The sequence below is a fragment of the Streptomyces albidus (ex Kaewkla and Franco 2022) genome (genome assembly GCF_013870515.1).
GTDB lineage: Bacteria > Actinomycetota > Actinomycetes > Streptomycetales > Streptomycetaceae > Streptomyces > Streptomyces albidus.
In genome coordinates this window covers 17,215-31,740 of sequence record NZ_JACBXA010000046.1, presented here as the reverse complement: position 1 = coordinate 31,740, position 14,526 = coordinate 17,215, and the positions used below count along the sequence as shown (strand labels likewise).

13 protein-coding genes and 1 pseudogene are annotated in these 14,526 nt (G+C 70.0%); 6 read left to right on the top strand and 8 right to left on the bottom strand.

The window, feature by feature from the left end; all coding sequences use genetic code 11:
- Positions 1-71: 71 nt before the first annotated feature.
- From adfB to H5J26_RS10605, 4 genes are all read right to left on the bottom strand, one after another.
- The gene (gene adfB, locus H5J26_RS10620; RefSeq protein WP_181765524.1) at positions 72-329 is read right to left on the bottom strand and encodes an actinodefensin-associated protein B; all 258 of its coding nucleotides are present in this window, start codon (positions 327-329) and stop codon (positions 72-74) included.
- Positions 330-334: 5 nt separating this feature from the next.
- Positions 335-1,816: a hypothetical protein gene (locus H5J26_RS10615; protein ID WP_181765523.1), complete on the bottom strand. Its 1,482-nt coding sequence runs from the start codon at positions 1,814-1,816 to the stop codon at positions 335-337.
- Positions 1,810-2,166: a lasso peptide biosynthesis protein gene (locus H5J26_RS31415; RefSeq protein WP_181765522.1), complete on the bottom strand. Its 357-nt coding sequence runs from the start codon at positions 2,164-2,166 to the stop codon at positions 1,810-1,812. Before H5J26_RS31415 ends, H5J26_RS10615 begins: the two co-directional genes overlap by 7 nt.
- 206 nt (positions 2,167-2,372) lie before the next feature.
- The gene (locus tag H5J26_RS10605; protein ID WP_181765521.1) at positions 2,373-2,549 is read right to left on the bottom strand and encodes a Dickkopf N-terminal cysteine-rich domain-containing protein; all 177 of its coding nucleotides are present in this window, start codon (positions 2,547-2,549) and stop codon (positions 2,373-2,375) included.
- A 250-nt stretch (positions 2,550-2,799) separates the two neighbouring features.
- Between H5J26_RS10605 and H5J26_RS10600 the strand changes: the two genes are divergently transcribed.
- Positions 2,800-3,456, top strand: a complete 657-nt coding sequence (locus H5J26_RS10600; protein WP_181765520.1) for a maleylpyruvate isomerase family mycothiol-dependent enzyme — start codon at positions 2,800-2,802, stop codon at positions 3,454-3,456.
- A 21-nt stretch (positions 3,457-3,477) separates the two neighbouring features.
- Here H5J26_RS10600 and H5J26_RS10595 read toward each other — a convergent pair whose 3' ends face one another.
- Positions 3,478-4,182: a hypothetical protein gene (locus H5J26_RS10595; protein WP_181765519.1), complete on the bottom strand. Its 705-nt coding sequence runs from the start codon at positions 4,180-4,182 to the stop codon at positions 3,478-3,480.
- A 153-nt stretch (positions 4,183-4,335) separates the two neighbouring features.
- Entirely contained in the window at positions 4,336-4,833 is a 498-nt protein-coding gene (locus H5J26_RS10590; protein ID WP_181765518.1) for a hypothetical protein, read from the bottom strand.
- Between the two features lie 178 nt (positions 4,834-5,011).
- On the opposite strand from H5J26_RS10590, the gene H5J26_RS10585 reads away from it, so the two are divergent.
- The 3 genes from H5J26_RS10585 (at position 5,012) to H5J26_RS10575 (ending at position 8,464) form a co-directional block, all read left to right on the top strand.
- Positions 5,012-6,199, top strand: coding sequence for a sensor histidine kinase (locus H5J26_RS10585; protein ID WP_181765517.1), 1,188 nt, complete (start codon positions 5,012-5,014; stop codon positions 6,197-6,199).
- Positions 6,196-6,864: a response regulator gene (locus tag H5J26_RS10580; RefSeq protein WP_181765516.1), complete on the top strand. Its 669-nt coding sequence runs from the start codon at positions 6,196-6,198 to the stop codon at positions 6,862-6,864. The genes H5J26_RS10585 and H5J26_RS10580 overlap by 4 nt, the downstream gene beginning before the upstream one ends.
- Before the next feature lie 124 nt (positions 6,865-6,988).
- The gene (locus H5J26_RS10575) at positions 6,989-8,464 is read left to right on the top strand and encodes a cryptochrome/photolyase family protein (protein WP_181765515.1); all 1,476 of its coding nucleotides are present in this window, start codon (positions 6,989-6,991) and stop codon (positions 8,462-8,464) included.
- 737 nt (positions 8,465-9,201) lie between these two features.
- Here H5J26_RS10575 and H5J26_RS31965 read toward each other — a convergent pair.
- A pseudogene (locus tag H5J26_RS31965) lies at positions 9,202-9,738 on the bottom strand (aromatic acid exporter family protein); the annotation flags it as partial.
- Positions 9,739-9,999: 261 nt separating this feature from the next.
- On the opposite strand from H5J26_RS31965, the gene H5J26_RS10565 reads away from it, so the two are divergent.
- Positions 10,000-10,815 (top strand): SAM-dependent methyltransferase, encoded by an 816-nt coding sequence (locus tag H5J26_RS10565; protein ID WP_181765514.1) that lies wholly within the window; start codon positions 10,000-10,002, stop codon positions 10,813-10,815.
- A 96-nt stretch (positions 10,816-10,911) separates the two neighbouring features.
- Here the strand turns inward: H5J26_RS10565 and H5J26_RS10560 are convergent, their stop codons facing one another.
- On the bottom strand, positions 10,912-12,207 hold the full coding sequence (locus tag H5J26_RS10560) for a CapA family protein (protein WP_181765513.1): 1,296 nt from the start codon (positions 12,205-12,207) through the stop codon (positions 10,912-10,914).
- 390 nt (positions 12,208-12,597) lie between these two features.
- Between H5J26_RS10560 and H5J26_RS10555 the strand changes: the two genes are divergently transcribed.
- Positions 12,598-14,412, top strand: a complete 1,815-nt coding sequence (locus H5J26_RS10555; protein ID WP_181765512.1) for a bifunctional metallophosphatase/5'-nucleotidase — start codon at positions 12,598-12,600, stop codon at positions 14,410-14,412.
- Positions 14,413-14,526 lie beyond the last annotated feature (114 nt).

Here is a 14,526-nt window from a genome sequence, read left to right as displayed (position 1 = left end):
GCACCGCCGACGAGCAGCGGACCGGCCAGCGCGGCCAGCGCCGCCTGCGGGAGTCGGGAAGGCATGGAGTCTCACTTCACTTCGTCTGTGACGGCAAGCCACTGGGAACTGATCAGATCGCCGACGGCCCGGAGCGCCGCCACGTCGTCGCGAGCGGGCTGTTCGCCCGCCAGCAGACGCCGGAGCAACTCGGCGTCCGTCTCGCCGCATTCCGCCAGCGCGAGGGTGTTCTCGTTCATCAGGACGGCGCCGCCGAACGGCAGCCGGGTCAGCACCACGCCGGGTGCGAGCGTGACGCCTCGGGTGGGAGGCGAGGTCTGTTCGGTCATGGAGGTCAGCCCTTCAGCCATCGGTCGATCCACAGCAGCCGCAGCAGCGGCAGGGCGTGGTCCGCGCGGCCGGGGCCCTCCTTGAGCAGTCCGGTCACGGTGTCCGGCTCGATCAGCCCCATGTCGGCGAGGGCGCTCTCCCTCTCCAACTCCGCGACGACCTTGGCGCTTTCCCGGTGCAGGTAGGCCGCCGCGGCGAGCCTCAGATCGAAGGAGGACGAGGCGCGCCGCAGCCCCCGCACCCGATGGCGGGCGACGGCGCCGGTCAGCGGCAGGTTGTTGCGGAACACCCCGCGGGAGATGCGCCCGAGCTGCTCCGGCGGCAGCGCCTGCAGAGCCGCCAGCACTCTCGGGTCGGTGGCCGGGTAGAGGGCACCGCCCCAGGGAACGCGTTCGGTCACGCCCGCGTCGGCGCGCCCCAACAGGGGCCCCAGGAAGTCCAGATGGTCCTTCCAGACGGACAGCGATGCCTGCTGGACCGTCTGGAGTGCGGCGCGGCCCGCGCCGGTCATGCCCGGCAGATCCCTCCTGCCCAGCGGTACGGGCGGCGGGGGCCTGTCGAGGGCCTGCGCGTCGTCGGCGGCGGCCGGGTCGGGCTTGTCGCTGCGTACGACTCCCTGCTCCAGCAGGCCCACCGCGTCTTCGAGAGAGGGGAGCACGCCGGAGAGATGGAACGGTTCGCAGGTGAGGAGCCGCCAGTGGCGCTGTCCCGTCGCGACGTCGGACAGCTTCGCCGCGGTCAGGTCTTCCAGGAGAGCAGCTGAGGCAAGGGGCCGTCCCGCTGCGCTTGCCAGGGTCTCGGCGATGCGGCGGGGGAACTCCAGATCGGGCAGCGAAGGTGTCAACTCGCCCAGCGGCGCGCGGTGATGGTCGAGCAGGTCGAAGACGTCGACCGGTACGCGGCGGACCTCGAGGCCGGGGATCGCGGCCGGCGGCGGCCGGTGTCCCGGCAGCCCCAGTTCGGCGTGCACCAGCTGTGGACGGTGCCCCGCGGCAAGGGCGGCGACGGCGAGGAACGCCGACGACAGCCCTCCGCCGTATGCGATCGCGTAGCCGCCGGGCGCCTCGCTGAGCACGTCTGCGACGGCCGACAGGAGGCCTGGCGTCTCGGCGGGCAGATGCGGGCGCCGGCGTGTGACGGTGACGCCGTCAGCTCCGACTCTCACCGAAGTGCCCAGCGCCAGACGGCGGACGCCCGGCAGCGGCGTGCCGTCCGGCGGCGGAGCCAGCCCGTGGATCAGCGCCAGCAGGGTGCCCGCGTCGGGCGCGTTCCCCTCCGGCGCGCCCGCGAAGTCCCCTGGGCTCTCGCTCCATTCGAGCCGGCCGGGACCCAGGCGGTAGTAGACGTCCCCCTCGCCGAGCCCTGTCCTGGTCAGCTCGAACCCCCCTGGGCCGGCCTCGACCGTCACACCGGTCGCCGCGGTCTCCTGGAGCAGCGGTGCGCGGTGGACGGCGCCGCTCTCGCCGGCTGTGACGACGTTCAGCATGCCGCTTTCCTTCCGTCCGTGCGCAGCACCTCGGTGTACTCCTCGCGTACGGGAAGCGAGGTGGTCACCACGGCGCCGTCGCACTGGGCCCATGCGTAGAAGCCGCCCGGGGCCACGACCGGCGCCGCCTCACGGCCGAGATGGAACGAGGCCGGATACCCCAGCGCGCGCAGACCGGCGGCGACGAACAACGCGTCCTCGACCGGGTCGAGAAAACCCATCAGAAGTCGTTCGGCCATTCGCAGCCGGGCGACCGCGAGAGGCACTCCCATGGCCTGGATTGCGAACCCCTCGCGCACGGGCGGCCATTCGAGCTTGTACGTTCCGCCGTCGCGCCGAGCGGACTGCACGAATTCCTGTGCCGTATGCGCCGCTTTCCACAGTCGCAGCATTCCCCTGCCCCCACGTTCCCGCCATGAATCCGCCCCTGAACCAGCCCTGAACCCGCCCTGGAGAGGGAGGCGTTCGCCGCCCCCCTCCCGTATCCGGACCCCCGCCGGGGCGCGCACCGCATGCACGGTCCGCGTCCCCGGCGGGATCACTCACTCGCGGAGCGTCAGCCCTGCAGGTAGCAGTGGAACCACTCGCAGATCAGGCCGTGGCAGCACTGCGAGTCCCAGGTGCAGGACTCGTAACGCGGAACACAGGCCTCTTCCACGGCGGTCGCCTCGGCGTGCAGGTGCTGCTGCATTCCGTTGCCGGCGAGCCGCTCGGAAAGTGACGTCAAAGCCATGACATCCCCCAACTGGATTCTCCGGATGGCCTTTTGGCCAACCTCGTGAGCATGACGAAATCACGGCCCGAACAGGCCACTCAAACATTTCAAGGAACTTGAAATCCCGTTCTCCGGGGGCCCGTTGGGAAATCACGGGGTGCGCTGACCGGGGCACTCGGACGCAGCACGGTCGTTCAGCGTCGACGGCCGACCGCCGTCCGGCCGCCGCACACGGTCTCCACCGCACGCCCGCGCCTACGATTCGGCCATGGACCCTCGTGACCCGGAGTTGCCCGGACGGTTGCTGCTGCAGGAACGGGACGCGCTGATGCCCCTGCTGAGGCGCACACCGGAGGAACTCTTCTCGCGCCCCACCGCCTGCCCCGACTGGAACGTGCGGCAGGTGCTCGCGCACTGCGGGGCAGCTCTCGACCGCATCATCGAGGACCGGCTCGAACCGGGCGTGTTCTCCCCCGAGTCCAACGCCGCCGACGTCGCCGAGCGGGACCCCTGGCCCCTGCACCGGGTCCTGGACGAGGTGGAGGCGGGCATGTCCCGGGCGGGCCCGGTCATCGCCGGGCGCAGCGACGGAAGGATGGACACCGTCGCTCTCGGGGAGTGGGTCCACGCCGGGGACGTGCGTGACGCCTTCGGTGAACCCGGCGCGTACGGCGGCGGCGCGGCAGACCCGGCGCTGACCCTTCTCGTCATCGCCAGCCGGAGACGGAGCACACCGCTGGTGCACGTCAGCCTCCCCGGCCGCGAGGCACCGCTGGTGCTCGGCACCGGTGACGGCGACCGCCCCCCGGCCCGACTCACCGCGGACGTACCGACGTTGGTCCGTCTCTACGCGGACCGCCCGCTCGACGGCGCGCGTTACGAACTGAGCGGCGCCGCGAAGGAGGAACTGCACATCTTCGGCTGACGAACCGGGCGGCGAGGTGCGCTACTTGATGCCCTGCGCCCTGGCGTTCGCCAGGAGCGCCTTGATCCCGTTCAGGTCGTAGCCGACGAGCTTGCCCATGTTCGCCGCCGTCTTGTAGCCGCCGTTGGGCGAGCACGCGAGCGGCCGGTTGCCGTACGACGTGGCGACGCACTCGTAGTTCTCGACCGTGCCGTCCTTGTCCTTGTCGTAGTTGGGGTGGTCCAGGCCCAGGCCGTGGAGCAGTTCGTGCGAGGGGATGTTGTGCTTGTTGTCCTGCGAGAGGTACCAGGACCCGTCGCGGTACTCGGAGTTCATCGTGACGATCGCCGAGTACTGAGCCGTCGTCCTGGTGTCGTAGCAGGTCGCGGCTTGGGAGAAGCCCGGCCTGCCCGCGAGCGGCCGGTAGCCCTCCCTGAACCAGATGTGGCCTCGCGGCGGGCACTTTCCGGCGGCGACGGACTCCACGCCCCCGATGGATATCTTCACGCCTGCCGCCCTGAGTTGAGTGACCGCGCGGGTGAGATACGGGGTGTACCACTTCCTGATCGCGTCGGACTCGAAGGTGACCGTTTGCACCTGGGAGGGGCTGAGGGCGGTGATGTGGTCCTTCGTCGCGATCTTCCAGCCGGTGCCGGACGTGGTGACGCCGGCGGCACCGGCGGAGGACACGGCCAGCACGCTCAGGACGGCTGTCGCGGCGGCGAGTGCGAGGGTGCGTCTGGGCAAGGGTGCTCCTTATGTAATTGTGGGGGGTGTCCGCTGTTCACATGTCCTTCACAAAGCAGACTCGTGACGCCCACAACTAGTTGCACCCTAAACAAGATTCACTCGACGCGGCTCCCGAGCCGCCCTCGCTGCGGACGCACGCGGGGCCGCATCTCAGACCGCGGAACGGCGCGAACTCCCCGATCCCCTCTGCCGGTCCGGCCCGTTCGGCGCCCCTCCCTCGTCCGTCGCGGGGAGCCTCCAGAAGGCCGAGAGCAGCCGCTCACGGCCCTGCACGACGAGGAAGAGGCACAGCAGCGTGTATGCGAGCGAGAAGTACTTGACCATCGGGTAGCCGTAGGCGAAGTCCATCACCGTGATGTTCAGCGACACCGCGAAGAGCCCCAGCGCCCCGAGAGTGACCGTCCTGCGCGAGAGCAACAGCAGTGCCGGGACGACCTCGTAGAGACCGGTGAAGCGGCCGTACACGGGCGAGTATCCGTAGAAGGCCCACACCACGCTGGTGCCGTCGGCCGTGCGGTTGGAGATCACCCAGTCCCCGTAGTCGTACTGGCCGCCGAGGAGCTTGATGCTCCCGTAGCCCACGAAGACGACGAACAGCAGCAGCCTGACGGCGAAGACCAGGCGGGGAATCAGTTTCTTGGACGCCATGTGCTCCGAGTCCTCTCGAATCCGCGCCGTCGGGGGCCCGGCCGGCGTCGCCGCCAGTCTCGGTTCCGCGCGGGAGCGCGTGCTTCGTCCTCGCGGCTCACGTCGGCGGCCACCCGTAGGAGTCCGTCCCCTCCTCCGGGAGGACGCCGGGCCGTAAGGACGGAGCTACGTTCGCCTCGTGCGGCTGATCAGAGATTCCTTGCGATTCCCCGTCGTCGGATACGGGTGGGTGCGGCTGCTGCCGATGGGCTGCGCGGTCGGTTTCATCGCGCTGCTGCACGTCCCGCAGGTCGAACCGTCGGGCTGGGACTGGCTGATCGCCGTGGTCTCGGCGGGTCTGGTTCCGGCAGGCGGGCGGCATCCGGTGCAGGTGGCGCTGGTGCAGTGCGCGCTGCTCGGTCTGTCCGTGGCGGTCTCCGCGCAGATGGGCGGCGGAGTCGCCCAGATCCTCGCGTGTGTGGCACTGGGTGAGGTGGCCCTGAGGCGTCCCGGGCCGAAGACCTGGTGGAGCGCGGCGGCGGTCGGTGCGGCAAGCGGGTGGAACTTCTTCCCCCACTACTCTCCGGCCGCGAATCTGCTGACGGTGCTGCTCGACGTCGGACTGCCGCTGCTGCTGGGGTCGTTCCTGCGTTCCCTGCGTCAACTGGCCGAGCAGGCCGAGCAGCGGGCGCTGGAGGCGGAGCGGGACAGGGACTGGGGGACCAAGGTGGCGCGCGCAGCCGAACGGGCCGCCGTGGCCCGGGAGTTGCACGACGTGGTGGCCCACCATGTGGCGTCGATCGTGCTGCGTGTCGGAGTGGTGCGGCATGTGGTGCCGTCCGTCGATCCGCGCCTTGACGACGCTCTGGAGGACGTGCACGCCATCGGCGGCCAGGCCCTCACCGACCTGCGCCGGCTGGTCTCCGTGCTCCGCGACCCCGATACCGTCGGAGAACCGGTGCTGCTCACGGCCTCCGCGCTGTCGGCCGAGCTTGCCACCGTCGTGGAGCGCACACGGCAGGCAGGGGCGAGCGTGGAGACCGCCGTGGACGCGGAGACGGTCGACGGTCTCGACACCGCCCACCGGCATGCCGTTCTGCGGCTCGTTCAGGAAGGCCTGACGAACGCTCTCAAGCACGCGGGCCGCGGTGTGCACGTACGGCTGGTGCTCCGGCGCGACGACGACGGCCGAGTGAGAGCCGAGGTGAGCGACGACGGCGCAGGCGCCGGAACCCTCGGCGGGACGGCCCCCGGCCACGGCCTGCTGATGATGCGTGAGCGGCTGGAGCTGCTGGGAGGAGAACTGCACGTCGGGCCGTGCGGCACGGGATGGTCGCTGCGCGCGGTGCTTCCGGACGCCCCCTCGCGGGCGGAGGTGACGTCGTGATCCGCACCCTCGTCGTCGACGACCAGCAGCTCGTCCGTGCCGGTCTGCGCATGCTCTGCACCGTCGCGGAGGACGTCGAGGTGGTGGGCGAGGCGGAGAACGGCCATCAAGCGGTCTCTCTCGTCGAGCAGTTGGTGCCGGACGTCGTGCTCATGGACCTCCGCATGCCGGGAGTCGACGGGATCACCGCCACCCGCCGCATCCTGGCCGCACGCCCTTCGACCCGGATCCTGGTACTGACGACCTTCGACGACGACGAACATCTCTATCCGGCACTGGAGGCGGGGGCGTGCGGGTTCCTCGCCAAGGACACCGCGCCCGAGGATCTTCTGGACGGCCTACGCGCCGCCGCCGAGGGACGGAGCCCCTTCAGCCCCAACGTGCTGCGCCGTCTCGTCGAGCGAGCGGTCGCCGTGGAACGCCGGACGCCCGGGCAGCCGGATCCGGTCTCGCTCACGGACCGGGAGCGCGAAGTGCTCGAACTGGTAGTCACCGGCAGCTCCAACGCCGAGATCGCCGAGCGGCTCTTCATCGGGATCACCACGGTCAAGACGCACGTCGCGAATCTGATGACCAAGACAGGCAGCCGCAACCGCGTCCAACTCGCCGTCCGCGCCCACCGGACGGGCGTGGGCCACGAGCCCGGCGGCCAGGCGACGGACTGAGCAGCATCCCGGACCAGGTGGACGCGCGCACACCCACCCGCTCCCTCCCCCTTCCGGACGAGACTGCTCTGCCGGCCGGCCCCGCCCATGTGCGGCGCGTCGCGCGCTGCCACAGCCTGGACGGATGGCTGACACAGAGCGCCGTTGGTGCTTCGCCGACCAGCTGGGCCCGCACTTCCTGGACGGCAAGGACCAGCCGGTGCTGCTCGTGGAGTCCAGGGCCGTGTTGCGGCGCAGGCGCTTCCACCGGCAGAAGGCGCACCTGGTGCTCTCCGCTCTGCGGCACAGGGCGGCCGAGCTGGGCGAGCAGGCACGCTTTCTGCAGACGGACACCTACCGGCAGGCGCTGGAGGAGCTCCGGGAACCCGTGACCGTCTGCGGCCCGACCTCGCACGCCGCAGCACGCTTCGTCCAGGGGCTCGACGCCGTCACCGTGCTCCCGTCACGCGGCTTCGTCACCAGCCGCGACGACTTCGAGGAGTGGGCCGCCCAGCGCGGACGCAAGCCGCTGCACCTGGAGGACTTCTACCGGACGGTCCGCCGCCGCACCGGAATCCTGATGGACGAGGACGGCCCCGTGGGCGGGCGGTGGAACCTGGACGCGGAGAACCGGGAGCGCCCGCCCGCGGCGGACGAGCTCGGTCTGAAGCTCTACCGTCCGCAGGAGGACGAGATCGACGCGCAGGTACGAGCCGACCTCGACGAAGCCGAGCGGCGCGGCGAGGTCTCCTTCGTCGGCCGCGACGGACCGCGCCTCTTCCCCGCCACCCGGGCGGAGGCCCGAAGAGCGCTCAGACACTTCGTCGAACACCGCCTGGCCACGTTCGGACCGTACGAGGACGCCATGCTGACCGGTGACTGGATGATGAGTCACAGCGTGCTCTCGGCGTCCATGAACCTCGGCCTGCTGGATCCGGCGGAGTGCGCCCGCGCCGCCGAGACCGCCTTCCGCGAAGGGCAGGTGCCGCTGCGCAGCGCCGAGGGTTACATCAGGCAGCTCATCGGCTGGCGCGACTACGTGTGGCACGTGTACTGGCACTTCGGTCCTGGCTACCGCCGGCGCAACGCGCTGCGGGCGAGGCGTCGCATCCCCGGCTGGTTCGCCGGCCTCGACGCGGACAGCGTGCAGGCGCGCTGCCTGTCGACGGTGCTGCGGGACGTCCGGGACCGGGGCTGGACCCACCACATTCCACGGCTGATGGTGCTGGGCAACTACGGGCTCCAGCGCGGCTGGAACCCGGCCGAACTCAGCGACTGGTTCCACCGTTGCTTCGTCGACGGCTACGAATGGGTCATGGCTGCCAACGTCATCGGCATGTCCCAGTACGCCGACGGCGGCGCGATCACCACGAAGCCGTACGCCGCCGGCGGCGCCTACATCGACAGGATGAGCGACTTCTGCCACGGGTGCGCCTACCGGCCCTCCGTGCGCACGGGCGACGAGGCGTGCCCGTACACGGCCGGGTACTGGTCCTTCCTCGCCCGCAACGAGGAGCGCCTGTCCGGCAATCCCCGCATGGCACCGCAGCTGCGCAACCTCGGGCGCATGCACGACCTGGACGAGATCGTGGCGCGGGAGCGCAGGCGGCGGCGTCCCTGAACGTCAGCCGCGGAGTCCTGCGCCCGGTGGACGGCCTTCTGGAGTACGTCACAGGTGTGCTGGAGCTCGTCCATCAGCCGCACCGCCTCCGCGAGGAGGATGCCGTACGGCGCGGACGGGTCGGCCAGAGGGAGCCCGCTGTCCTCGGTGTCCTGCTCCAGGCGCGAGCGGTTCTGCTGTGCCGTCTCGGCGGCCGAGCACAGCTCGCGGGCCTGATCCGCGATCCGTTCCTCGTCCAGCTTGCTGAAGAGATCGGTGATGTGCGCGAGGGAGGCCAGCAGGTCGCCGTACCTGCGCAGGAATTCGCGGTGCTCTTCCGAGTCCCGGGCCTTCCCGGTGGCCGCGTCGATCCCGTCGTCCCTCTCGCCTTGGCCGGCCTGCTCGGCCTGGTCGAGGCTGCGGGCCATGGATCCCAACTGGTAAGACACCCGCTCCAGCGCGTCGATGACGGCGTGGTAGCCCGAGAACGTCGTGTGGTGCCGGTGACGGCGGAGCAGGCGGCGTGGGTTGTAGTACGTGCTCTCCCAGGCGGTGCGCACGGAGGACTGCGCCTGGTCGGCGATCGGGCCCAGCTGGGATGCCCGCCTGCGCCAGTGCTCCGTACGTTCCGCCTCGAGCACCCCCTCCTGCAAGGCCGGGTACATGTCGTCCACGAGGTTGCACAGGGAATGAGCCAGGGTGTGGATGCCGCTCTCGGCGCTGCGGTAACGCATCGGCGGCAGCACCAGCACGTTGACCAGCACCCCTACTCCGCAGCCGATGAGGACCAGCAGCACGATCTGGCCGAGCTGGCTCCACCGCTCGCTGTCGCTGGTCGCCGAGACGTACGTGGAGAAGGCGAAGAAGGCCGCGGTCGCCACCTGTGTGCCCTGCGATCCGAGTGCGCTCCACCGGCCGATGGCCATTGCGGCGAGTCCCACGAGAGCGAAGGTCAGCAGATCCGGTCCCGCCAGGTAGCCGATCACGCCCTGGAGAGCCACGCCCGTGGAGACCGCACCGACGTACCGCAGCGCTTGCAGCGCCGACCGGTAGACCGTGACCTGCATGATCAGCACGGCGGAGAACGGTGCGAACGCCGGGGACACAGCCTTCATCACGTCATGCGCGATCACCCACGACACCACGGCGGCCAGCGTGCTCTTGGCGATCAGAAGGAGGGTGTGCCGCTCATGGCTGTCGTCACCCAGGGCCCTGCGCACCCACTGCTCTCCCCGGGAGAGAACTCCCAGTGGCGCCGGCCTCCGCTCCTGCGGCCCACGCGCTTCCTCCGCCATGCGCGACTACCTCCACAATCCTCGCTCGAGCTGCTGGGAGAAGATTGCGTACCCGCATCGCACCTGGTTAGTGCCACCGTCCGGGACCGGCCTTCCGCATGCTCCGGGTACGCCCCGCCGACGGCTCCCCGCGAGCACGCCGGCAACGGGAACTCCGCGTGCCCTGCGGCTCAAATCCGCCTGGCGGCACGGCAGTTGACGCCTAACATCGTGGCCCGGCGCAGTGCCTGCGCCCCCGGCCCATTCGAGAAGAGGTGCCCAATGACCGACGACCCCGTAGGGAACGATCCGGACATCCAGGCCAAGATCGACGTCACGGTGCCGCAGTCGGCCCGGATCTGGAACTACTGGCTGGGCGGCAAGGACAACTACGAGGTCGACCAGAGAGCCGGCGACCAGTTCCGCGAGATCTACCCCGACATCGAGGACGGAGCACGCGCCGCCCGGTACTTCCTCGCCCGCGCCGTAAGGCATCTGGCCGGTGAGGCGGGAGTGACCCAGTTCCTCGACATCGGCACCGGGCTGCCCAACGTCGACAACACCCATCAGATCGCGCAGAGGGTGAACCCCGCGGCCCGGATCGTCTACGTCGACAACGACCCGCTCGTGCTGGCGCACGCCCGCGCCCTGCTCACCAGCACCCCGGAAGGCGTCACCCACTACGTGGACGCCGACCTGCGGGACCCGGAGACCATCCTGCGAGAGGCCTCCCGGACGCTGGACTTCTCCCGGCCCGTCGCGCTCATGCTCATGGGCATCCTCGGCCACATCGAGGACTTCGACGAGGCACGCACGATCGTGCGGCAGCTGACGGACGCGCTGCCGTCCGGCAGCCATCTCGTGCAGTACGACAGCACCGACACCAGCCCCGCGTACGTCGAGGCCCTGCGGCTCTACAACGAGGGCGGCTCCGCTCCCTACATCCTGCGCAGCCCGGAGCAGATCGCCCGCTTCTTCGACGGCCTGGAGCTGCTGGAACCGGGGGTCGTCTCGTGCCCCCGCTGGCGGCCGGACGCCATGCCGGTCGGCGAGCCCGTGGACGTCGACCAGTACGGCGGCGTCGCACTCAAGAGGTAGCGCGTGCGGGGCTGTTGAGCCCCCGGGCGGGCCGGTCCGTGCACGGCGACCGTGTACGGACCGGCCCGCCGGCGCTCTACCTGGCGGCGAGCCGGCTCAACGGCCCATCCGCAGGCCCTGTTTGTCGGCGCCCCTGCTCAGGACGGCCTTCCTGATCTTGTTGTACGCGTCGATCCGGTCGTCGCCCAGCCGGGCCGCTTCCGAGCTCAGGTCGACCGCGCTGATCCGCGGCGAGGTCTGGACGAAGAAGGGGATGTACTCGGCCTTCTTCACCGACCACTCCCCGCGCTTGCCGGTCGTACGCGCGTGCTTGCCGTGCTTCTCGGCCTTGGCACCCTTCTCCGCCTTGGCACCCTTTTCAGCCTTCGCGTCCTTCAGCGCCTCGGCACTCCCGGACGACGCCTGGCCCCGGGGCGGCACGAAGGTGAATCGCGCGGCCGAACTCATCGCGCCGCGCGGGTCGTTCATCTTTCCTGCGATCTGGTCGCCCATCCCGTACACCACCCAGGTGCCGTTCACCTTCTCGTAGGCCTGCGGGACGTGGGCGTGCGTACCGATGATGAGGTCGATGTCCTTGCGCCCGTTCGTGCGGGAGGCGGTCAACTGCTTGGCCAGCGTCTTCTGTTGCTGGTCCGGCGCCTCCTGCCACTCGGTCCCCCAGTGCAGGCTCGTCACCACGACGTCGGCTCCCGCACGGCGTGCGGCGCGGGCGTCGGCGATGATGCGCTGCGGGTCGATCAGGTTGACCGCCCACGACTTCTTCTTCGGCACGGGGATGCCGTTGGTCCCGTAGGTGTAGGCGAGTTGGGCCACGGTCGCGCCGCCCGCCTTCATGAGGGTCGGCTGGGTCTGCTGCTTCGCCGAGCTCGCGGAGCCCGCGTGCTTGAGTCCCGCCTCGTCCATGGCCTTCAGGGTGCGGCGTACGCCCTCGACTCCGTCGTCCATCGAGTGGTTCGAGGCGGAGGAGCAGCTCTCGTACCCGGTGTCCTTGATCGCCTCGGCGACGTTCGGCGGCGTCTTGAAGGCCGGGTATCCGGTGAAGGGGCCGCCCGAGCGGCCGTAGACCGTCTCCATGTGGCATATCGCGAGGTCGGCACGGGAGGCGAGCGGCTTGACGCCGGCCAGCATGGTGCGGAAGTCGTAGCCGGAGCCCGCAGCGTCCGAACGGGCCTGCCGTATGACCGAGTCGTGGGAAAGTATGTCGCCGGTGGCGAGGAGGGTGAACGGGCGCTCGGCCGGGGCAGTGGCGCGACCACTCTTCGCTGCGGAATCCTCCCGGCTCCCCTCCCGGTCGTGCTGCCGGGCGTGCTGCACGCTGCCGCATGCGGCGACCGTTCCCAGCAGCGTCGTCGCGGCGGCGACGAGGGCGGCCCTGCGTATGTTCGTGATCATGGCGGGTTCTCGCTCTCTCCTTGAGAAAGTCGACAACGACAAACCCACATATATGCCGCATACGGAGACACCGCCGCAGCTCACCGCCGAACGGCGCAACGTCACGCCCCGCCCAGACGACCGGGCCGTGACCAGCACTTTCCCTGCGGGCACCCTTTCGGGCCCGGCAAGGCGCCCGCCCCGGGCCCCGCTCCGCCCCCGGGTCGGGTCGAGCTTCGCGAGACGGCCCGGACGGACCAGGGGCGGCGAGCCCGCCGGGCGCTGACCGCACCCTCCGGGCCTCCGTCGCTCTCCGTCTCGCAACCCTGTCGTTACCGCAACACCACTGCGGTACTACGCGCGTTGACCGTAGGCTGCACTGCGCCCGCGCAGTCCACGAAGGGGAACTCGATGACAGCGGAACCTCAACGCCGCAGACGCCTCGGCCGGTTGGCCGTCGGCGTGGCCGCACTGGCCACCGTAGGTATGCTCTCCGCCGCCCTGCCCGCCTTTGCCGGCGACGATGACGGAAAGAGCAGCCAGAGCCATGGCCACGGCAGCACGGTCGACGTGCAGTTGCTTTCCTTCAACGACTTCCACGGCAACATCGAGCCACCCGCCGGCTCCTCCGGAGAGGTCTCCCGTCTGAAGCCCGACGGAACCACGGAGAAGGTGGCCGCGGGCGGCGCCGAATACCTGGCGACCTCGCTGCGCAAGGCCCGCAAGGACAACCCGTACAGCGTCACCGCCGCTGCGGGCGATCTCATCGGCGCCAGCCCCCTGGTCTCCGGTCTCTTCCACGACGAGCCCACCATCGAGGCGCTCAACAAGGTCGACCTGGACGTCGCGGGCGTCGGCAACCACGAGTTCGACGAGGGCCGCAAAGAGCTGAAGCGGATGCAGGACGGCGGCTGCCACCCCGAGGACGGCTGCTTCGAGGACGGCAAGAAGTTCAAGGGATCCGACTTCCCCTACCTCGCCGCCAACGTGACGGACGAGAAGACGAAGCGCCCGATCCTCAAGCCGTACAGCGTCTGGAAGAAGAAGGGCGTGAAGATCGGCTTCATCGGCGTCACGCTCGAGGGCACGCCCGACATCGTCACCGAAGAGGGCGTCAAGGGCCTGAAGTTCCACGACGAGATCAAGACGGTCAACAAGTACGCCAAGAAGCTCCAGCACATGGGCGTGAAGTCCATCGTCGCGCTCATCCACGAGGGCGGGTCCCCGGCCAAGCCGGAGTACAACTACGACTGCGACAGCCCCGGCCCGGGCGACGGCATCTCCGGCCCCATCGTCGACATCGCCAAGGGCATCACCCCGAAGGTCGACGCCCTGGTCACCGGCCACACGCACCAGGCGTACGCCTGCACCGTCCCGGACCCGGCGGGCGACCCGCGCATGGTCACCTCGGCCTCGTCGTTCGGCAAGCTCTACACGGACACCACGCTGACGTACGACCGTCGCACCGACGACATCGTGCGCACCGGCGTCAAGACCGCCAACCACGTCGTGAGCCGCGAGCAGGCCAAGGCCAAGGACCTCACCTCGCTCGTGAAGCGGTGGAGCAAGCTGGCGGAGCCCATCGCGAACAGGCCCATCGGCTACATCTCGGGCGACATCGAGGGCCGGGGCGCCACCACGCCCGAGTCCCCCCTCGGCGACGTGATCTCCGACGCCCAGCTGGAGGCGATGGCACCCGAGGACAAGGGCGGGGCCCAGCTCGCGCTGATGAACCCGGGCGGCATCCGCTCCGACCTCGTCCACGCGGCGTCCGGCAGTGAGGGCGACGGTGTGGTGACGTACGGCGAAGGGTTCACCGTGCAGCCCTTCACCAACATGATGACCGCGATCGACCTCACCGGTGAGCAGCTGATCACCGCCCTGGAGCAGCAGGTCAGCGGAGCGAACGAGGCGACGCCGAAGATCCTTCAGGTCTCCGAGGGCTTCAGCTACACCCTCGACATGACGAAGTCCGGCAAGGACCGCGTCGTCAAGGACTCGGTGAAGCTGGACGACAAGGCGATCGACCCGGCGAAGACGTACCGCGTCGCGATGAACGAGTTCCTCGCGGGCGGCGGCGACGGCTTCGCGGCCTTCAAGGACGGCAAGGACAAGCTCGTGGGCTCGTCCGACCTGGACGCGCTGGAGGCGTACTTCGGCGAGCACTCCTCGTCCTCCGACCCGCTGGCCCCGCCGAAGGCGGACCGCATCAAGGTCGTTCAGTAGCACCCGGCGCTGACTGCGCGAAGGCCCGGCGGGGAGTCTCCCGCCGGGCCTTCGCGCTGCGTAGGGCACAGACCGCTCCCCAGAGAATCTCATCGCGTGAGCACGGGGATCGCC